21 protein-coding genes are annotated in these 18,595 nt (G+C 71.1%); 15 read left to right on the forward strand and 6 right to left on the reverse strand.

The genetic code is table 11. The annotated features are described in order from the left end of the window. Positions 1-105: 105 nt before the first annotated feature. Positions 106-1,653 (forward strand): cytochrome bc complex cytochrome b subunit, encoded by a 1,548-nt coding sequence (locus ACF1A5_RS08105; RefSeq protein WP_392192002.1) that lies wholly within the window; start codon positions 106-108, stop codon positions 1,651-1,653. On the opposite strand, the gene ACF1A5_RS08110 is transcribed toward ACF1A5_RS08105, so the two are convergent. Further along, a complete protein-coding gene (locus ACF1A5_RS08110; RefSeq protein WP_392192003.1) occupies positions 1,571-1,975 on the reverse strand; it encodes a cytochrome c oxidase subunit 4 in 405 nt (134 codons plus the stop codon). The genes ACF1A5_RS08105 and ACF1A5_RS08110 overlap by 83 nt on opposite strands. Then, on the reverse strand, positions 1,972-3,639 hold the full coding sequence (ctaD, locus tag ACF1A5_RS08115; protein ID WP_392192004.1) for a cytochrome c oxidase subunit I: 1,668 nt from the start codon (positions 3,637-3,639) through the stop codon (positions 1,972-1,974). Before ctaD ends, ACF1A5_RS08110 begins: the two co-directional genes overlap by 4 nt. Positions 3,640-4,040: 401 nt before the next feature. On the opposite strand from ctaD, the gene ACF1A5_RS08120 reads away from it, so the two are divergent. From ACF1A5_RS08120 to ACF1A5_RS08130, 3 genes are all read left to right on the forward strand, one after another. Next, a complete protein-coding gene (locus ACF1A5_RS08120; protein WP_392192005.1) occupies positions 4,041-4,223 on the forward strand; it encodes a hypothetical protein in 183 nt (60 codons plus the stop codon). 52 nt (positions 4,224-4,275) lie between these two features. Continuing rightward, a complete protein-coding gene (locus tag ACF1A5_RS08125) occupies positions 4,276-4,602 on the forward strand; it encodes a plasmid stabilization protein (RefSeq protein WP_392192006.1) in 327 nt (108 codons plus the stop codon). A 538-nt stretch (positions 4,603-5,140) separates the two neighbouring features. Next, on the forward strand, positions 5,141-5,419 hold the full coding sequence (locus ACF1A5_RS08130) for a DUF5133 domain-containing protein (protein ID WP_392192007.1): 279 nt from the start codon (positions 5,141-5,143) through the stop codon (positions 5,417-5,419). A gap of 97 nt (positions 5,420-5,516) precedes the next feature. Here ACF1A5_RS08130 and ACF1A5_RS08135 read toward each other — a convergent pair whose 3' ends face one another. Beyond that, positions 5,517-6,383 (reverse strand): Rieske 2Fe-2S domain-containing protein, encoded by an 867-nt coding sequence (locus ACF1A5_RS08135; RefSeq protein WP_392192105.1) that lies wholly within the window; start codon positions 6,381-6,383, stop codon positions 5,517-5,519. Positions 6,384-6,724: 341 nt separating this feature from the next. Here ACF1A5_RS08135 and ACF1A5_RS08140 point away from each other — a divergent pair, with 341 nt between their 5' ends. The 5 genes from ACF1A5_RS08140 (at position 6,725) to ACF1A5_RS08160 (ending at position 12,056) form a co-directional block, all read left to right on the forward strand. Further along, positions 6,725-7,867: a Vms1/Ankzf1 family peptidyl-tRNA hydrolase gene (locus ACF1A5_RS08140; RefSeq protein WP_392192008.1), complete on the forward strand. Its 1,143-nt coding sequence runs from the start codon at positions 6,725-6,727 to the stop codon at positions 7,865-7,867. A gap of 35 nt (positions 7,868-7,902) precedes the next feature. Next, complete coding sequence (locus tag ACF1A5_RS08145; protein WP_392192009.1) at positions 7,903-8,775, forward strand: SDR family oxidoreductase; 873 nt, start codon at positions 7,903-7,905, stop codon at positions 8,773-8,775. Between the two features lie 318 nt (positions 8,776-9,093). After that, positions 9,094-10,524, forward strand: coding sequence for a selenium-binding protein SBP56-related protein (locus ACF1A5_RS08150; RefSeq protein WP_392192010.1), 1,431 nt, complete (start codon positions 9,094-9,096; stop codon positions 10,522-10,524). Between the two features lie 112 nt (positions 10,525-10,636). Continuing rightward, the gene (locus ACF1A5_RS08155; protein WP_392192011.1) at positions 10,637-11,293 is read left to right on the forward strand and encodes a hypothetical protein; all 657 of its coding nucleotides are present in this window, start codon (positions 10,637-10,639) and stop codon (positions 11,291-11,293) included. A gap of 268 nt (positions 11,294-11,561) precedes the next feature. Then, positions 11,562-12,056, forward strand: coding sequence for a DUF3761 domain-containing protein (locus tag ACF1A5_RS08160; RefSeq protein ID WP_392192012.1), 495 nt, complete (start codon positions 11,562-11,564; stop codon positions 12,054-12,056). A gap of 9 nt (positions 12,057-12,065) precedes the next feature. Here ACF1A5_RS08160 and ACF1A5_RS08165 read toward each other — a convergent pair whose 3' ends face one another. After that, positions 12,066-12,581: a hypothetical protein gene (locus tag ACF1A5_RS08165; RefSeq protein WP_392192013.1), complete on the reverse strand. Its 516-nt coding sequence runs from the start codon at positions 12,579-12,581 to the stop codon at positions 12,066-12,068. 12 nt (positions 12,582-12,593) lie between these two features. Here ACF1A5_RS08165 and ACF1A5_RS08170 point away from each other — a divergent pair, with 12 nt between their 5' ends. The 3 genes from ACF1A5_RS08170 to ACF1A5_RS08180 all read left to right on the forward strand — a co-directional run bounded on the left by ACF1A5_RS08170 (position 12,594) and on the right by ACF1A5_RS08180 (position 14,051). Continuing rightward, on the forward strand, positions 12,594-12,776 hold the full coding sequence (locus ACF1A5_RS08170; protein WP_392192014.1) for a transposase: 183 nt from the start codon (positions 12,594-12,596) through the stop codon (positions 12,774-12,776). 133 nt (positions 12,777-12,909) lie between these two features. Further along, positions 12,910-13,404: a hypothetical protein gene (locus ACF1A5_RS08175; protein WP_392192015.1), complete on the forward strand. Its 495-nt coding sequence runs from the start codon at positions 12,910-12,912 to the stop codon at positions 13,402-13,404. 116 nt (positions 13,405-13,520) lie between these two features. Continuing rightward, entirely contained in the window at positions 13,521-14,051 is a 531-nt protein-coding gene (locus tag ACF1A5_RS08180) for a TspO/MBR family protein (protein ID WP_392192106.1), read from the forward strand. A 12-nt stretch (positions 14,052-14,063) separates the two neighbouring features. Here ACF1A5_RS08180 and ACF1A5_RS08185 read toward each other — a convergent pair whose 3' ends face one another. Further along, positions 14,064-14,816: a helix-turn-helix domain-containing protein gene (locus ACF1A5_RS08185; protein ID WP_392192016.1), complete on the reverse strand. Its 753-nt coding sequence runs from the start codon at positions 14,814-14,816 to the stop codon at positions 14,064-14,066. Positions 14,817-15,037: 221 nt separating this feature from the next. On the opposite strand from ACF1A5_RS08185, the gene ACF1A5_RS08190 reads away from it, so the two are divergent. Genes ACF1A5_RS08190 through ACF1A5_RS08200 form a run of 3 tightly spaced genes read left to right on the forward strand, consistent with a single transcriptional unit; the run spans position 15,038 to position 17,514 of the window. Next, a complete protein-coding gene (locus ACF1A5_RS08190; RefSeq protein WP_392192017.1) occupies positions 15,038-15,706 on the forward strand; it encodes a DUF4097 family beta strand repeat-containing protein in 669 nt (222 codons plus the stop codon). A gap of 30 nt (positions 15,707-15,736) precedes the next feature. Beyond that, positions 15,737-16,699 carry an ATP-binding cassette domain-containing protein gene (locus tag ACF1A5_RS08195; RefSeq protein ID WP_392192018.1) on the forward strand — a complete coding sequence of 321 codons (963 nt, stop codon included), beginning with the start codon at positions 15,737-15,739 and terminating at the stop codon, positions 16,697-16,699. Continuing rightward, entirely contained in the window at positions 16,696-17,514 is an 819-nt protein-coding gene (locus ACF1A5_RS08200; RefSeq protein ID WP_392192019.1) for an ABC transporter permease, read from the forward strand. The genes ACF1A5_RS08195 and ACF1A5_RS08200 overlap by 4 nt, the downstream gene beginning before the upstream one ends. Positions 17,515-17,692: 178 nt before the next feature. Here the strand turns inward: ACF1A5_RS08200 and ACF1A5_RS08205 are convergent, their stop codons facing one another. After that, complete coding sequence (locus ACF1A5_RS08205; protein WP_392192020.1) at positions 17,693-18,538, reverse strand: helix-turn-helix transcriptional regulator; 846 nt, start codon at positions 18,536-18,538, stop codon at positions 17,693-17,695. Between the last annotated feature and the right edge of the window lie 57 nt (positions 18,539-18,595).

Genomic DNA, 18,595 nt, shown 5'->3' on the forward strand with positions numbered 1-18,595 from the left:
GGGAGGACACGGCAGCACGCTGTCACGAGGAGGACGTTCCGTGAGTCCTGAGCCACACCACCCCGCGCGCTCCGAGGGACACGCGCACCACGCCGCGGACATGACGTGAGGGGACCGGGTCGGCCCCGGGCCACGGGTCCGGCCGAGGGCCGCCGTCCCGGTGAGCGGCTCGCGGACGCGGCCGACGCCCGGCTGCCCGTCCACGACGGGGCAGGCCGGCTGCTGCGCAAGTCCTTTCCGGACCACTGGTCGTTCCTGCTGGGCGAACTCGCCCTGTACAGCCTGATCGTGCTGGTGCTGACCGGCGTGTGGCTGACGTTCTTCTTCAAGCCCGAGATGCGGGAACTGGTCTACGAGGGCTCCTACGGCCCCCTGCGCGGGACGCTCGTGTCCGGCGCCTTCGACTCGACCCTCCGCATCAGCTTCGACGTGCGCGGCGGCCTGCTGATCCGGCAGACCCACCACTGGGCCGCCCTGGTCTTCGTCTCCGCGATCGGCCTGCACCTGCTGCGGATCTTCTTCACCGGCGCCTTCCGCAGGCCGCGGGAGATGAACTGGGTCATCGGCGTCACGCTCTTCGCGATCGCCCTGGCCGAGGGCTTCGCCGGCTACTCCCTGCCGGACGACCTGCTCTCCGGCACCGGCCTGCGGATCGCCCAGGGGATCATGCTGTCGATCCCGGTGATCGGGACGTACGTGAGCATGTTCGTGTTCGGCTCCGAGTTTCCCGGCGAGGACATCGTGCCCCGGCTGTACAGCCTGCACATCCTGCTGCTGCCGGGCGCGCTGATCGCCCTGGTCACCGTGCACCTGATTCTGGTCTTCCACCTGAAGCACACCCAGTGGCGCGGTCCGGGCCGTACGAACGCCAACGTCGTCGGCAAGCCCCTGTACCCGCGGTTCATGGCCTCCTCCGCCGGGCTGTCCTTCACCGTCTCCGGGCTGCTGGTGCTGCTCGCCGGGCTCGTGCAGATCAACCCGGTGTGGACGTACGGCCCCTACCGGCCGGACCAGGTGTCCACCGGCTCCCAGCCGGACTGGTACGTCGGTTTCCTGGAAGGAGCGCTGCGCCTCGTCCCACCCTGGGAGACGAACGTCGCCGGGCACACCCTCATGTGGAACGTCCTGCTGCCCGCCGTCGTCCTGCCCGCGCTGCTCTTCGCCGTTCTGTACGCCTACCCCTTCGTCGAGCAGCGGCTGACCGGGGAGTGGCGGCAGGAGCAGCACCTCTGCGACCGGCCCCGCGAACGGCCGGTGCGTACCGGCCTCGGCGCCGCGGGCGTCACCTTCTTCGGAGTGCTGCTGCTGGCCGGCGGAAACGACATCGTGGCCATGACCTTCCGGATCTCGGTGAACGCCTTGACCTGGATCTTCCGGGTCGCACTGATCGTGGCCCCCGTCGTCGCCTTCTTCGTCGCCCGCGCGCTGTGTCGTGCCCTGCTGCACGCGGAACAGCAGCGGCTGGTCGAGGGCGAGGAGACCGGCGAGGTACGGCAGACCCTCACCGGGGGCTACGAGAGCGGCCACCGGCCGGTGACGTCGTTCCGTCCGGGCGCCCCGCGCGCTCCGCTCAGTCCTCCTGACCGGCCCCCCGGCTCGCGTACTGGAACACCATCCCGGCCACACCACGAGCCAGAACGCCGAAGCCGATGAGGAACAGCCACAGCCCGAACACCACGCCGACCGCCGCGAGGGCGAACCCGAAAGCGGTGACCACCGGCCAGGGGCTGCGCGGCGGGAAGAACTCCAGCGGTCCGGCGGAGTCCACCACCTCGGCCTCCGTACGGTCCTGGGGGCGGGGGCCGCGGCGCACGTACTGCGTCGCGCAGAAGAACGACACCAGCGCCGCCATCCCGAACGCGACGATCAGCGCGGCCGTGCCGGCGGGCTCGGCGTCCGACCACACACCGTAGAGCGCGGCGGCGGTGCCGAAGAAGACGGCCACGCCGCCGAAGAGCAGTGCCTCTACCTTCACCGTTGCGCCTCCTTCTCCGGCCGCACGATCTCCGGATGGTGCAGGTCGAACGCCGGGGACTCCGACCGTACCCGGGGCAGCGCCACGAAGTTGTGCCGCGGAGGCGGGCAGGCGGTGGCCCACTCCAGGCCGCGCCCGTACCCCCAGGGGTCGTCCTCCTCGACCCGCTGCCCCTTGTGGGCCGTACGCCACACGTTGTAGAGGAACGGCAGCGTGGAGACGCCGAGCAGGAAAGCGCCCGCCGAGGAGAGGGTGTTGAGCAAGGTGAAACCGTCGGCGGGCAGGTAGTCGGCGTAGCGGCGGGGCATCCCCGCCTCACCGAGCCAGTGCTGGACGAGGAACGTCAGCTGGAAGCCCGGGAAGAGCAGCCAGAAGTGCAGCTTGCCGAGTCGCTCGTCGAGCATCCTTCCGGTGAACTTGGGCCACCAGAAGTAGAACCCGGCGAACATGGCGAAGACCACGGTGCCGAACAGCACGTAGTGCAGGTGCGCCACGATGAAGTACGAGTCGGTGAGATGGAAGTCGAGCGGCGGCGACGCGATCAGCACCCCGCTGAGTCCACCCAGCAGGAACGACACCAGGAAGCCGATCGACCACAGCATCGGGGTCTCGAACGAGAGCGAGCCCCGGTGCATCGTCCCGATCCAAGCGAAGAACTTGATCCCGGTCGGCACCGCGATCAGGAACGACATGAGGGAGAAGAACGGAAGCAGCACCGCCCCCGTGGCGAACATGTGGTGCGCCCATACGACCGCGGAGAGCATGGTGATGCTGGTCGTGGCCCCGATCATCGGCAGGTAGCCGAACAGCGGCTTGCGGGAGAACACCGGCAGGATCTCGGTGACGATGCCGAAGAACGGCAACGCGACGATGTACACCTCGGGATGCCCGAAGAACCAGAACAGGTGCTGCCAGAGCAGGGCGCCGCCGTTGTGTGCGTCGAAGACGTGCGAGCCGAACTTCCGGTCGCACTCCAGGGCAAGGAGTGCCGCCGTGAGCACCGGGAACGCGGGCAGCACCAGGATGGACGTGAACAGCACGTTCCACGTGAACATCGGCATCCGGAACATGGTCATGCCCGGGGCGCGCAGACACAGGATCGTCGCGATGAAGTTGACCGCGCCCAGCGTGGTCGACACACCGGTGACCGCCAGCCCCATGACCCACAGGTCACCGCCCGCGCCGGGGGAGTAGTACGCGCTGTTGAGCGGCGCGTAGGCGAACCAGCCGAACGCGGCGGCACCCCCCGGGACCAGGAAGCCGGAGACCACCGTCAGGCCGCCGAAGAGATACATCCAGTACGACAGCGCGTTCAGCCTGGGGAACGCCACGTCCGGGGCGCCGATCTGCAAGGGCATCACGGCGTTCGCGAACCCGGCGAACATCGGGGTCGCGAACAGCAGCATCATGATCGTGCCGTGGATGGTGACGAACTGGTTGTAGGTGTGGGCGTTCATGAACTGCAGGCCCGGACGCGCCAGTTCGGCTCGCATACCCAGGGCCAGCAGCCCCGCGAGGAGGAAGAAGCAGAACGCCGTCACCATGTACAGCCGGCCGATCACCTTGTGGTCGGTGGTGGTGGCCCAGGACAGCAGTCTGCGCCCCAGCGGCGTCGGAGCGGCGGGAGGCGCGGGCTCGTGGAGGCGCTCCGACAGTTCGCTCATGATCCTCCTCAGCCGTGCCGAGTGCGGGAATCGCCTCGCGGGTGCCCTCGTCGGCGCGGGGGAAAACCGCCGGCTCCTGGCGGGCGGCGCCCACCGGGACGACGGAAACCGGCGCGACGGACAGGTGCGTTCACTCTCCGGCGACGCTACCGGTGATGCGGCGGATGCCACGTCCGCCACGCCTCGCCGCCCGAGCGTCCGGCGCCGAGTGGCGGGCACTCGGGCGCAAGCGCGACCTGCCCGGACACCGGCGCGGCGCCCACCCGGCCCGTTCACGACCGTGCTCTGAGTCCGCGAGGGCAGGAAGCACGCGTGAGGAGTCGTCGATGGGTACCCATACGCGAGGCGAACCGCCACGCGAAGCCGCCCCACCACCCCGGGCCTTCGAGAGAGGAGACGACATGCCAGGCGAAGAGGACCGCAAAAAAAAGGACGGGACCGTGCTCGACGAGGTGTTCCGCGAGATCTCGGAGACCGATGAACGCGACACCGCCAGGAAGCCCCGGGAAGACGGGCACGAGGGCGAGGCCGCGGACGCGATCACACCCAACACCGGAGCCCAGCAGGAATCCGAGGGCGACTGATCAAGAACGAAGGAGCCGAAACGGCTTTCGATTCTCATGAGGAGGCTGTGCCATGCCGGCGGGATCGAGCAAGAAGAGGGAACGTCAGTACGAGCACGTCAAGGAAAGTGCTCGAAGCCGCGGTGAGTCGACGAAGCGGGCCGAGGAGATCGCCGCGCGGACGGTGAACAAGGAGAGGGCACGTTCCGGGGAAGCGCGGCAGAAGAGCAGCGTTTCCACGGGCGACCGGAAGTCCGCCTCCCAGCGAGGCGGTGAGCGTTCACATTCGGGCGCACAGGGACCTACGCGCGATCAGCTGTATGCCGAGGCCCGAAAGAAGAACGTGCGGGGACGTTCGTCCATGTCGAAGCAGCAGCTCAAGGAAGCGCTGGGCCGCTGACAGGCCGATCACGGCGGGCTTCTGCCCGAGCGGTGGCCCAGGCGGCTCAGTGCCGGGTGGTGCGGAACGCCGAGCGGACGCGGCGGTGTCGGCCGCCGAGGAAGGAAGCGCCGAAAACCCCCTTCCGCCTCGGTACCTTGCCGGGCTCGCCGCGACCATCGCCGTGGGCGTCGTGCTTCCCTACGCGGAGGAACTGAGGCGCTGCGTGCGCGCGGCCCGCCGGGGGTGACCTCCGCCGCCGACGACCCGGGCACGACGCCTTCTGCCGGAGCGGGCCCGAAGGCGCGACAAGGCTCGGTGCTTCACACCGGTCCGGCGCTGATCGCCGGACTCACCGGCCTGGTGTTTGAGGCCTGCGGCCCAGGGGCAGTCGGGAGTTCGTGCTTCGGACTGGAGGCGCGCGCCCAGCGGGAATCCCCGACTGCCGGCTCCCTCCAGTGGTCCGGGCACGCTCTCCGTTGAGGTGATCTGTGACAGGGCCTTTCGGCCCGAAGCGCCGTGAGACCCCGGCGCCGCCCGAACGCGAGGAGACCGCCCGATGCTGATGCCCCCGCCCACCACCCTGCGCCGGCTGGTCAAGGAATACGAGACGCTCTCCGTCCGGGAGAGCCTCACCACAACCGGCGCACCGAGCGCCCGCCTGCGGGACCTCGCCTACACCTTGTGCGTGTCCACCGGCACCCGCGAGGTCACCGACGCTCTGCGGGCCGCCCGCGCGTACCTCGACCGCACAGCGGCGGATCCGGCGGCCGGGTCCGGACAGGCCGGGCTCGTCGCGGACCAGTCGGCAACCCCCTGCGCCCCGCCCGCCACCTGACCCCTCGCGCAGTCCGTTCGGACGCGCAGGGGCGCGGATCGGCGGCGGTTGCCGTGTGACCGCTGCCGATCCGCGCCGGGCTTCCCGTGCGGCGCCTTCAGTCCTCCAACCGGACCTCGACGACGCCCTGTTCGATCCGTACCTCGAAGGCAGGCTGCGGCGCGGTCGCGGGGCCCTGCACGTTCCACCCGTCGGTGAGCCGGAAGACGCTGCCGTGCCAGGGGCAGCGTATGCAGCCGTCGGTGAGGTCTCCCTCCGAAAGGGGGCCGCCCAGATGGCTGCACCGCTCGGCCAGGACGTGCACGCGATCCTCGTTCTCGCGCACGACCACCACGGGTACGTCGTCCACGTGGCGGCGTATCGGCTTCCCGACCGGAATGTCGGCCAGATCCGCGAGCCGGTGCCATCCGGACGCCACCGCTTGGGGCACGTATTCGGCATGGTTGGCGCCGGCCGCCTGCCGGTAGGCCAGGTGGCCGCCGAGTGCGCCGCCGAGTCCCACCGCCGCGAGTCCGGCGAAGCCGAGGGCCTTGCCCGCCCCGTCCCGACCGCGAAGGCGGGTGACGAGGGAGGCGGTGAAAAGGGAGACGGCCGCGTTGTTGGCCAGGGCATGGACCAGCCCGACGCGCTGCTGCCGGCTGTGAAGCTCGGCCCAGTCGACCCAGCCCGACACCGCGGCGGGAAGCGCTGCGGCGAGCCCGACCCCGATGAGTACGCGCGGTCCCCGGCGCGCCCCCGGCAGCAGATCGAGCACGCCCGCGGACAACCACGTACCGACGGGCACCTGTACCAGCAGCGGATGCAGGGGGTGCCCGAGCCATCGCCCGTGCAGCGCGTCGCGCCCGGCACCCAGCGGCACGGATCGCACCGCGGTGCGCAGGGCGTCGACCACACGGTCGGCCCCACTCCATCGCTCCAGGCGATCCACCGCCGACAGGACAGCTTCGGAACCTGGCTGCTTCATCCGGTCCTCCCGAGTCGTCTCGCGCCGAGCAGGAGACGAGTAGCCCCGCCCACCCTCGGGAAACTCCGGGAGGCGATGCGGCTGCTGGATCACAGACCGTTTGGAGTGCCTCCCAGGGGCACTCGGAGACCACGGTCATGAAGGTCACGAATCGGAGAGCACGGTCATGAGGTCGGCCGCCCGGACCTGCGGAGGCGGCCGACCTGCCGCGTCCGAACGGCGAGAGCCGCCGGAATGCGCCGGAACGCCGATCGAGACCGGCACGAGCCGCTCCCTGCGGGCGGCGCAGGCCGCGTCGCCCGCAAAGGGCGCATCGCCGCGGACTCACCGAAGGAGGAATCATGCGTCTGTCATTTCTGCAACAGCTTTTTGATCGCGACGGCCCCTGGGCAACCGTGTACTTCCATGCAGCGCACGAGGACGAAGCAGGGGCCAAGCGGCACGAGCTGTCCGTCGGGGAGGCCTGCCGGACGCTGGAGGAAGAGGGCGCCGACGCCGCGACCGTGCGGGCGGTGCGGGAGACCCTGATGGAGGCGTCTCCCGCCGAAGACCCCGCGGGCCGCGTCTATTTCGCCACGGAGGGCGAGGTGGTGCTGAGCCACGCCCTCTCGCGGCCGCCGCAACGCCCGATCTCCGTCTGGGCCCCGCTGCCGCGTCTGACACCGCTGCTGGAACTGTCCGACCGCGACCCGCTGTGCCTGGTGGCGTACATCGACCGCACCGGTGCCGACTTCGAGCTGCGCTCCGAGGCCGTGTCCCGCCACGCCGGCGAGGTCGCCGGGCGGCGGCATCCCGTGCACCGCACGGCATCCGACCAGTGGAGCGAGCGGCACTTCCAGCTCAAGGTCGAGAACACCTGGCAGCACAACGCCGGTGCCATCGCGGAAGCACTCGCCTCGGCCTACCAGGAGAGCGGCGCCGATCTGGTGGTGCTGGTGGGCGACGCGCGTGAACGACGCGCCGTGCACGAAAAGCTCCCCGCGCCGGTCCGCCGTGTCGCGGTCGAGACCGCCCACGGCGGTCGCGCCCCCGGCTCGTCCTCCGCCGCGCTGGAGGAGGACATCGCCGAGGCCCGGCTGCAGTACGTGGACCGCCGTGCCCAGGAGGCGCTCGACCGCTTCCGCAGCGGCCGGAGCGGCGGCCAGTCACCCGTGGGCGCGGTGGAAGGCGTGCCGGCCCTGGTCGAAGCCGCCCGGGAACACCGCATCGACACGCTGCTGATCCGACCCGACGGTCCGGACCTGGCAAGTGAGACCTGGATCGGAGGCCGGCCGGACCAGTTGGCCGTGCGCCGTACCAACGCCAGGACCCTGGGCGAGAGCGACCCCTGGCCCGCACGCGCGGACGACGCGCTCCTGAGGTCCGCCGCCACCACAGGGGCCGACGTCATGGTCGTCCCCTCCGACGAGGCGGACGACCACCACCTGCCGACAGGGGGCCTCGGAGCCCTGCTCCGGTGGACCTACGAGCCGAGCGCGGTCTGACGAACAGCACACACCCCCACGACGAGAGACACCTCATGAGCGAGCATCCGACACACAAGCACCCCCAGCCGGACTTCCCGGCCCAGGAGCAGGAGCACCCCGGCTGGACCAGCCCCATGGACCCTCCTCCCGACCACGGTGAAGAGACGTACGAGGGCAGCGGGCTGCTCGACGACCGCAAGGCTGTGGTGACCGGCGGCGACTCGGGCATCGGCCGCGCCGTGTGCCTCGCCTTCGCCCGCGAGGGCGCCGACGTCCTGTTCACCCACCTTCCGGAGGAGGGCGAGGACGCCCAGGTGACCGCGCGGCTCGTGGAGGAGGCGGGCCGCAAGGCGGTCGCCGTCCCCTGCGACATCCGCGAGGAAGAACAGTGCAAACGGCTGGTCGAACGCGCCGTTGCCGAGTTCGGGCGGATCGACGTCCTCGTCAACAACGCCGCCTACCAGATGGCCCAGCCCGACGGCATCCAGGCGATCACCACGGAACAGTTCGACCGGGTCGTCCGGACCAACCTCTACGGCATGTTCTGGCTGAGCAAGAAGGCCCTGCCGCACATCCCGGCCGGCGGCTCGATCATCAACACCACGTCCGTGCAGGCGTACAAGCCGAGTCCCCACCTTCTCGACTACGCCACCACCAAAGGCGCGATCGTCACCTTCACCCAGGGACTGGCCCAGATGGTGGCGGCCGACGGGATCCGGGTCAACGCGGTGGCTCCCGGGCCCGTGTGGACTCCGCTGATCCCGGCGACGCTGCCGGACACCCAGGAGTTCGGCAAGCAGGCCCCCTTGGGCCGGCCCGCCCAGCCCGCCGAAATGGCACCGGCCTACGTCTTCCTCGCCTCGGAGCGGGCCAGTTTCATCACCGCGGAGATCCTGAACGCCACCGGCGGCACCCCGCTGCCCTGACCGCTCGCGGCCGGACAGCCCACCGCGCACCGTCAGCACGGCGGCAGGCGGCACGGCGGCACGGCGCGCGTCGTCGGCGTGCGTCGTCTGCCGGGCCGCCGCTGCCTTTCCCGCGCATGGGCACCGGGTCGCTCCGCACGGCAGCCGCCCGCACCGCCGCGCCCTCGCCCTCGCCTTGGCAGGGCACCAGGGCTGTGAAAGGCTCGCTCCATGGCATGTCTGTCTCCCGTCTGCACACCAATCTCGAGCGAGTGAGCCCGGCTGCCTGCTGGGGAGTCCCTCGGACTCCAGGCTCCCGTTCGGGAGTGAGGACCAGCCATGACGACCACCGAGCGCGCCCACGACCGCGACGAACCCAGTGACCCCACCCTGTACCGCACTCCGGCGGACGCCGTCGCCGCGCCCCCGGAGAGCCTCGCCTACGTCGTCGGCTTCGACCCGGCCGCACAGCGCCCGGACGCGCTGTTCACCGTCGGCACGGACCCCGAATCCCCCGCATACGGCCGTGTGATCTCCCACGCGGACCTGCCCGACCGGGGCAACGAACTGCACCACTTCGGCTGGAACGCCTGCTCGAGCGCGCTGGCCCACGCCGGCCACCAGCACGCCGCACGGCGCTACCTCATCGTCCCGGGACTGCGCTCCTCCCGGCTGCACGTCTTCGACACCGGCCCCGATCCGGCCCGCCCCCACCTGATCAAGGTGATCGCGCCGGAGGAGCTGGCCGCCAAGGCCGGATACTCGCGTCCCCACACACTCCACTGCGGTCCGGACGGGATGTTCCTTTCCTGCCTGGGCGGCGCGGACGGTGCGGACGGGCCGGGCGGCGTGGCCCTGCTGGACCACGAGAGCTTCGACGTCCTGCGTCCTTGGGAGAGCGACCACGGACCGCAGCGGCTGTCGTACGACGTCTGGTGGCATCTGCGGCAGAACATCGCCGTCACCAGCGAGTGGGGGACCCCCTCGATGATCGAGGACGGACTGGTCCCCGAACTGCTGCTGGGGCGCCAGTACGGCCACGCACTGCACTTCTGGGAGCTGGACTCCGGCCGGCACCTGCAGCGCGTCGACCTGGGGGACGAGAACCAGATGGTGCTGGAACTGCGCCCCGCGCACGACCCCGAGGCGACGTGGGGCTTCACGAACACCGTGGTCGATGTCGAGGACCTGTCGGCGTCGGTGTGGCTCTGGAACCGGGAGGGCGAGGACTTCGTCGTCCGCAAGGTGATCACCGTCCCCGCCGAGCCCGCGGAGGCGGAGGACCTGCCCCCGGCGCTGCGGCCGTTCGGCGCCGTGCCTCCCTTGATCACCGACATCGATCTAACGGTGGACGACCAGTGGCTGTACGTGTCCGCATGGGGGACGGGGGACCTGCTCCAGTACGACGTGAGCGACCCGTTCCATCCCCGGCAGACCGCCTCCGTGCGTCTCGGCGGCATCGCCGACCGGCAGCCGCACCCGGCCGAGCCGGACGTCCCGCTGACCGGCGGAGCGCAGATGGTCGAGCTCAGCCGCGACGGCCGGCGCGTCTACCTGACGAACTCCTTGTACGCCGCCTGGGACGCGCAGTTCTATCCCGAGGGCATCGACCCGTGGATGGCCAGACTCGACGCCGACACCACGCACGGGGGGCTTCGGGTCGACAGCCGCTTCTTCCCGCACGGCCCGGACTTCCTCGGCCTGCGTGTGCACCAGACGCGCCTGCAGGGCGGCGACGCCTCCTCGGACTCGTACTGCTACCGCCGCTGACGCAGTCCGGGCGCCCGGGTCACCGCACGCCGGCCCGCCACCCTCGCAGGGAGCGGACATGCTCTCCGTGCTCCCCGCAGCAGGACCGCACACTCCCGGGGCAGGGTGGCAGATGCCCTCGACCCACACGCTGGTGGCGGTGGTCCTGGTGGCCGCGGCCACGGCGGTGGGCGCCTGGCTGGCGCGGCGCGGATCCGGCCGGTCGGCGCTGCTGCCGGCCGCCGCGTCGGGGATCTTGCTGATCACCGCGGTTTTCGATCTTCTGCCCGACGCGTGGGACGAGGCCCATGAGGCCGGCCTGCCGCAGTGGTCGGTGCCGCTCGCCGCGCTCCTCTCGTACGGGGTGATGAGCGCCTTGGTCCGGGCCGGCTGCCCGTGCGCACCGGGTCGCGCGGGCGGCATCGGTGCGGTGTCGGCGCTCGCCGCGCACCGCTTTCTGGAGGGGGCGACCCTGGCACTGACCGCCTCGGTCGCCGTGGTCACGGCACTCCTGGTGCACGCGGCCGGCGAGGGTCTGGCGCTGACCGCTCTGCTCGCGGTGCGACCGGGGCGACGCGTCACTCCCTGGATCGGGCTGGCCTGCCTGAGCCCGGTCGCGGGAGCCCTCGTCACCGGCGCTCTGTCCATTCCGGACGTCCTCATGCCGCTGCTGCTCGCCTGCGTCGGCGGCGTACTCGCGCAGGCGGCATGGGTGGCGTTCCGACTCGCCCACCGGCTACGGCCCGCGGCCCGCGGCCCCTCGTGGCGGCCCTGGCAGCCACGGCCGTGACTCTCGCGGCCGCCCTCGTCACCCCGTCTTCGTTGCCCGGCCGGTCGACCGACGCCGCGCGCGGTGGTGCGAGTCGAGCCCGTGGTTCGCCCCGGTCCTCCCAACGACGGTGCCAGCACTCCCTGTTGTGAAGACCCGGTGAACTATGTGAATGTAGTACGCACACTTCGTGGCGGAGCTGCGGCACGAGCATGGCTGCCGCGCTTAGGGCGGAGCCCTTCTCGGCCGACGCCCCGGTCCGCGCCGCCACCATGCCCTGGGGGGACACATGAGCAACCCGTACACGATGCCGCCGCTGCCGTCCCGGCCCGCTCCCAGATGGGCGCGGAAGCGTTACGTCCTGCCGGCGATGGGACTCGCCTTCTTCCTCGGGATCGGCGCCGGGGCGGGCGACCAGGGGAACGGGACCCATGCGAAAGCGGTGGCCGACAAGGTCCGGCCGGCCGCGACGGTCACCGCGACAGCCACGGCAACGGCAACGGCGACCGCGACGCCCGCGCCCGCGCCGACGGTGACGGCCACAAAGACGGTCAGGGTGAAGGTGACCGTCACCGCGAGGGCCGCCGCAGGCTCGGGAAGCAGCGGCGGGTCCTCGGGCAGCACCGGCCTCAGCACCGGCAGTGGCGGCCCCAGCTCCTCCGGAGGGTCCGACGGCGCCGCGAGCGGCGCCACCGCGCGGTGCAACGACGGCACCTACTCCTATGCGGCCCACCACCAGGGCGCCTGCTCGCACCACGGAGGCGTGGCCGTCTTCTACCGGTAAGCCACAGCGTCAGAGGTCGCATCGTTCTGTCCACAGCTGCGCGGTGCGGCTGGACCGCTTGATCACCCGGTCCTCCTCCGCGGGCGCCTGCCAGACCTGGATCAGCAGGGCCTCGACCGGGTCGCCGTCCTCACGCGGATCGCCGTCGTCCCGGTTGCGGGCCCACACCCGAATCCGGTAGCCGCCGGGACCGGGCAGCACCAGCTGCTGCGTGAGGTCCTCCCCGTCCCCGGTCGTGCCGAAGTCCAGCATCGGGGACCGCCAGTCGACGGACACTTCGGCGATGTCCTGCCAGGCTTCCGGACCGGTGAGCGGGGGAGGTCCGTCCCACAGCTGGGCGGTGACATGGATGGCGGTGACCTCCTGCCCGCAGACGATGCGAACCGCCTCCCCGGAGGGGTCGGCGGCGACCAGGCCGCCGGCCCATTGTTCGGGCTGGTAGTCGGTGCACAGGTCGGCGCCCAGGAGGTCCACGGTGGCGGCGTCGATGTGGACCTGGCTGGACGTCTCAGGACTGGCCGGCACGGTGTTTTCGTGATGCACGTGCACTTGGTCTTCGTGACCATGGTCCGGCACCAGGTGTTCACGGATGCCCGTCTGACGCGCATGGAGGAGATCACGCGGGCGGTGTGCGCGGACTTCGAGTGCGAACTGAGCGAGTTCAGCGGTGAGGACAATCACGTCCTACTGCCCGACTGGCTTGTGGTGGTGCGTTGTTGACACATCCTCCCTATGCGGAAGCCGGTCCTGCATTTTGGCGACGCGTCCTCGGCACCGGAACGCAGGGGTGAGGCGCGGGTGGAGCGTTAGGGTCTGGCTTGGCTGGGGAGTCCGAGGCGTGCTTGGGGGCGGAATGACGGATCTCGGACGGCGGGGGGTGGTCTCGCTGGGCGCGGCGGTGGTGCTCGCGGCGTGCACGTCGACGACGAAGGGCGCGGGCGGTGGCGGCGAGGTCCGTACGGATGTGAAGCCTTTGGAGCGGCGTTTCCCCGCGTTCGGCCCGCTGTCCCGCGCACACTGGCTCGGCACCGCGCTCGGCACGGATTCCAGGGGGTCCGTTCCGGGACCCACCGACGTCCGGGTCGTGGGAACCGCCCGGCTGCGAGCCGGTGCCGTGGCCGCCCTCACGGCCGCACGGCACCGGAGTTTTCAGCCGGGGACGCCGAGCCGGGTTCCCGGCGAACTCGTCGAGTTCGTGCCCGCCGGCGCCAGGTGGGTTCGCTGCGACGCCTTCGACCGTGACATGACGGGCGGGAGGTATTCGGGTGCGTTCCTTCTCGATCCGGGCACGGACACGGTCTACTTCGACGCGATCAATCCACGAGTGTCCGCCGGTTCCGGACCGTGATCGGAGGGTGGGCCTGTCCGCGGAGCCGAGGCGGAGGCGTCCGGAGCCGTGACGGCGCTCCGGGGGGAGGGAAGGAGCGTATCGGGACAGGTGCGGGTATAGGTGTTCTCGTGAAGATGATCAGTGAGTACGCGCGCCCCGGCGGGCGCGGTGCGTGGACGGTCGGCGCGGCTGCCGCCGTCGCGGCGACCGCCGTGGCGGGAGCTCGGGCGGTCGACGCCGACAGCGGCTGGTACCGGGCGTTGGACAAGCCGGCGTGGCAGCCGCCGTCCTGGGCGTTCGGCGTCGTGTGGACGCCGCTGTACGCGACGATCGCCTGGTCCGCCGGGCGGGCGTTGAGCCGGGCCCGCGGCCGCGAACGAACGGCACTGGCGGCCGGCCTGGCGGTCAACCTGGGACTGAACGCCGTCTGGAACCATCTCTTCTTCGGCCGCCGCAGCCCGAGGGCAGGCCTGCTCGGCACCGTCGCGCTGGATCTGAGCAACGCTCAGCTGATGCGGCAGGTGGCCCGCACCGACCGTCCGGCCGCCGCGGCACTGGCCCCGTACACCGCCTGGTGTCTGTTCGCCACCGCCCTGAACGGCTCGCTGGTCCGGCGCAATCGGGGCCGCCGCCGCGGGGCAGTCCCGCTGAGGGGCAGGCCGTAGAACGGCTGCCCGTCAGCGCTCCGAATCCGGCTCGGCGGCGCCGTCCGACGTCGTTGCGGGTTTCGTGTGGAGGATCTCGCGGGCCTGGTCCGCCGCGCGGGCGAGGCTCTCGGAGACGAAGTCCAGGAAGCGGGCGGTGTTCTCGAGGCGGGTGCCGGCCGGGGTGGCGGCGCCGAGGATGCCGACGCCCTGTCGTGCGGTTTCGGCGACCTGGGCGGTGGACCGGGCGCTGGCCATCATCGCCTGGTACATGACGTCGGCGTCGACGACGTAGCGCTCGCGGCGGCGTTCGTCGCGTTCCCGGCGAACGAGGTCCTGGCTCTCCAGGAACGCGATGGCCTTGGAGACGGACGCCGGGCTGACCTGGAGGCGCTGGACGAGTTCGGACGCGGTGAGGCTGCCCGCGTCGCTGATGGTGAGGCAGGCCATGACCCGCGCCATCATCTGGGGCGTTCCCGACTGCATGAAGACGGTGGTGAGCGTCTCTTCGTACGCGCGCACGGCTTCGGGATCGCGACCGTAGGCCTGCGGGGGTCTCTGCGGTCCTCGGGGCGCGGTCCGCCTGCGCCGGTGGGCGCGGCGTTCGGTGGCGCGGTGCGCGAGGTCGGAGCGGTAGGCGGTGGGGCCGCCGTTGCGCATGACCTCGCGGGTGATCGTCGACGTCGGACGGTCGAGGCGTCTGGCGATCTCCGCGTAGGCGAGGCCGTCGGCCAGTCCCAGCGCGATCCGCTGGCGTTCCTGCTGGGTGAGTCTGCCTCCGGGCATCGCGGCCTCCTTCATGTTCCGTGGTGCTCCCCAGGATAGCGTTCACCGCCATCTCATTGCAATGATCGGGATCCAGATCGTTGCGTTATCTTGCACTCCACTGCAACGATTCATGAGTGTTGAGCTGCAAGGATAGACTATAGATGCAACGCACTGGTTGTCGGATTCGTAAACGCAACGTAGCGTTTCCATCTTCAGAAAACAGAACGAAGGAGCGCACGATGCAGAGGTTCGACACCCCCGCCCCCGTCGCCGCCGTCATCGGCATCCCCGCCGGACGCATCCGGCTCATCGCCGCCGACCGGGCCGACACCACGGTCGAGGTCCTGCCCGCAGACGCCTCCACGAGCCGTGACGTGAAGGCGGCGGAGCAGATCGAGGTCGCCTACGCCGACGGCGTTGTGCGGATCGAGGCCCCGGAGGGGCCGAACAGCCGGCTCTTCGGCCCCTCCGGATCCGTCGAGGTGACCGTCCAACTGCCCGCCGGCTCCCGCGTCGAGGCGAAGGCAGCCGGCTCCGAGCTCCGCGCCGTCGGCCGCCTCGGGGACGTCACCTTCGACGGTGCTCACCGTCAGATCAAGATCGACGAAGCCGCCGGTCTCCACCTCACCGCCCTCGACGGCGACGTCGAGATCGGCCGACTCGGCGGCCCCTCGGAGATCAGCACCGCACGGGGCGACATCCGCATCGCCGAGGCCGGGCGCGGCACGGTCGTGCTGCGCACCCAGTCCGGCGACATCTCGGTCGGTGCCGCCCCCGGGGTCTCCGCCTCCCTGGACGCCGGCACCGGCCACGGCCGCATCAGCAACGCCCTCAAGAACGACGGCAAGACCGAACTCGACATCCGCGCCGCCACCTCACACGGCGACATCACCGCCCGCAGCCTGTAGATCCGCAGTCGGTAAGAAGGGGCACTTCTCATGACCCACCTGGCCATCGCGGCGAACGGGTTGCGCAAGTCCTACGGCGACAAGGTCGTGCTCGACGGCGTCGACCTGGCCGTCGAGGAAGGAACCGTCTTCTCCCTGCTCGGCCCGAACGGCGCCGGCAAGACCACCGCCGTCAAGATCCTCTCCACCCTCATCGGCCCCGACCCCGCCAGCGGCCGGATCCGCGTCGGCGGCCACGACCTCGCCACCGACGCGCAGGCCGTGCGCGCCGCGATCGGCGTCACCGGACAGTTCTCCGCCGTCGACGGCCTGATCACCGGCGAGGAGAACATGCTCCTCATGGCGGACCTGCACCACCTCTCCAAGCGAGAGGGGCGGCAGGTCACCGCCGAACTGCTGGAGCGCTTCGACCTCACAGAGGCCGCGAAGAAGCCCGCCTCCACCTACTCCGGCGGCATGAAGCGCCGCCTCGACATCGCCATGACCCTGGTCGGAGCCCCGCGGATCATCTTCCTGGACGAGCCGACCACCGGCCTCGACCCCCGCTCCCGCCACACCATGTGGCAGATCATCCGCGAGCTCGTCACCGACGGCGTCACCGTCTTCCTCACCACCCAGTACCTGGAGGAGGCCGACGAGCTCGCCGACCGTATCGCCGTACTCGACGACGGCAGGATCGCCGCCCAGGGCACCGCCGAGGAGCTGAAGCAGCTCGTCCCCGGCGGGCACGTCCGGCTGCGCTTCACCGACCCGGCCGCGTACCGCAGTGCCGTCTCGGCCCTGGGCGAGGCCTCCCGGGACGACGAAGCCCTCGCGCTGCGGATCCCGGGCGACGGCCGCCCGCGCGAGCTGCGCTCCCTCCTCGACCGGCTGGACTCGGCCGGTATCGCGGCGGACGAGCTGACCGTGCACACCCCTGACCTCGACGACGTCTTCTTCGCCCTGACCGGCGGTGCCGGCGTCCCCCACCAGCCCAAGGAGACACTGCGATGAGCACCCGGCCTGCTCCCACCCGCCCGGCCCGGATCTCCCTCGCCGTACGCGACTCGTCCACGATGCTGCGCCGCAATCTCCTGCACGCCAGACGCTACCCGTCGCTCACGCTGAACCTGCTGCTCACCCCGATCATGCTGTTGCTGCTCTTCGTCTACATCTTCGGCGACACCATGAGCGCGGGCATCGGCAGCGGGGGCCCGGACCGCGCCAAGTACATCGCCTACATCGTCCCGGGACTGCTGCTGATGACCATCGGCAGCACCACGATCGGCACCGCGGTCTCGGTTTCCAACGACATGACCGAGGGCATCGTCGCCCGCTTCCGCACCATGGCCGTCCACCGCGGCTCCGTGATCGTCGGACACGTCGTCGGCAGCGTGCTGCAGTCGATCATCAGCGTGGTCCTCGTCGGCGCCGTCGCCGTGACCATCGGCTTCCGCTCCACCGACGCCACCGTCCTGGAGTGGCTCGCGGCGTTCGGACTGCTCGTACTGTTCGCCACGGCGCTCACCTGGATCGCGGTCGGCATGGGCCTCGTCAGCCCGAACGCCGAGGCTGCCAGCAACAACGCCATGCCGTTGATCCTGCTGCCACTGCTCTCCAGTGCCTTCGTCCCGCTGCACTCCATGCCCGGCTGGTTCCAGCCCATCGCCCGGTACCAGCCCTTCACCCCCGCCATCGAGACCCTGCGCGGCCTGCTGCTCGGCACCGGGATCGGCGACAACGGCCGGCTCGCCGTCGCCTGGTGCCTGGGCCTCGCGGTGCTCGGCTACTTCTGGTCGACCGCGAAGTTCAACGAAGACCCGAAGTAACCGCCATGACAACGCGGGCCACCCCCGCGGCGCGTCCCACCCGAGGGCGGCGTACACCGACACCCCGTCGGAGTACGCCGCCCCGTTCGTGCTGCGATGAGCGTGCGAGGAGGCCGCGCCACCGTCAGGCCCCGGTCACCCTGTCCTGCTACGACTGTGGCTCTCCGGGCGGTGTGTGTCAGGTGGGACTGCCGAGGTTCTGGGTCCCCAGAACGGTGAGGAGGGCCAGACGTTCGGCGTCATCCGTGCCTGGTTCGGCGGTGTAGACCATGATCCGCAGGTCGCTGCCCGACACGGTCAGGATGTCGCAGTCCAGCGTCACCGCCCCGACCCGGGGGTGGTCGATGGTCTTGCGCGAGGCCTCGTGGCGGCCGGCGGCGCTCGTGTCCCACAGCTCGGCGAACCGCCCGCTGCCCGCGTGCAGTTCGGCGATCAGCCGTTGCAGCCACCGGTCGGCAGGGTAGCGTTCGGCGGCCGCGCGCAGGTCTGCGACGAGCGCGGCCTCGTGATCGCGCTGCGCCTGCGGCGTGCGCCGGGCCCCGCTTCCCGGGCCGAGGAAATGGCGCCACACACCGTTGCGTTCGTTGCCGCGCCGACCGGACGGATCGCCCATCAGGGCCGCGTAGGGAGCGTTCGCCATGAGCAGGGTCCAGGAGGCGTCGAAGACCGCCACGGGCGTCCCCGTCAACCGGTCCAGCAGCCGCTGGACGCTCGGGGTGATGTACGCCGGCACCGTCTCCGGGCCCGGCGGCGCGAGCCCGGCCAGCCGGAACAGGTGCGCACGCTCCTCCTGCGACAGCCGCAGCGCCCGGGCCAGCGCCTCGACGATCTGGCTCGAGGGGCTGGTGGCACGGCCCTGCTCGAGCCGGGTGACGTAGTCGACGGAGATCCCGGCCAGCAGGGCCAGCTCCTCGCGGCGCAGCCCGGCCGCACGCCGCCGGCCGCCCGCCGGCAGACCTGCCGTCTCGGGCGTGACCCGGTCGCGCCAGCGGCGCACCGCCTTGCCGAACTCCGCCGTCGCCATGCGACCAGTGTGGCCCGCCCGCCGCCTGTCTTCCTGGTACCGCTGGTCCCAGGAAGA

Origin of the sequence: Streptomyces sp. NPDC014864, assembly GCF_043081525.1 — a bacterium.
Classification (GTDB): domain Bacteria; phylum Actinomycetota; class Actinomycetes; order Streptomycetales; family Streptomycetaceae; genus Streptomyces.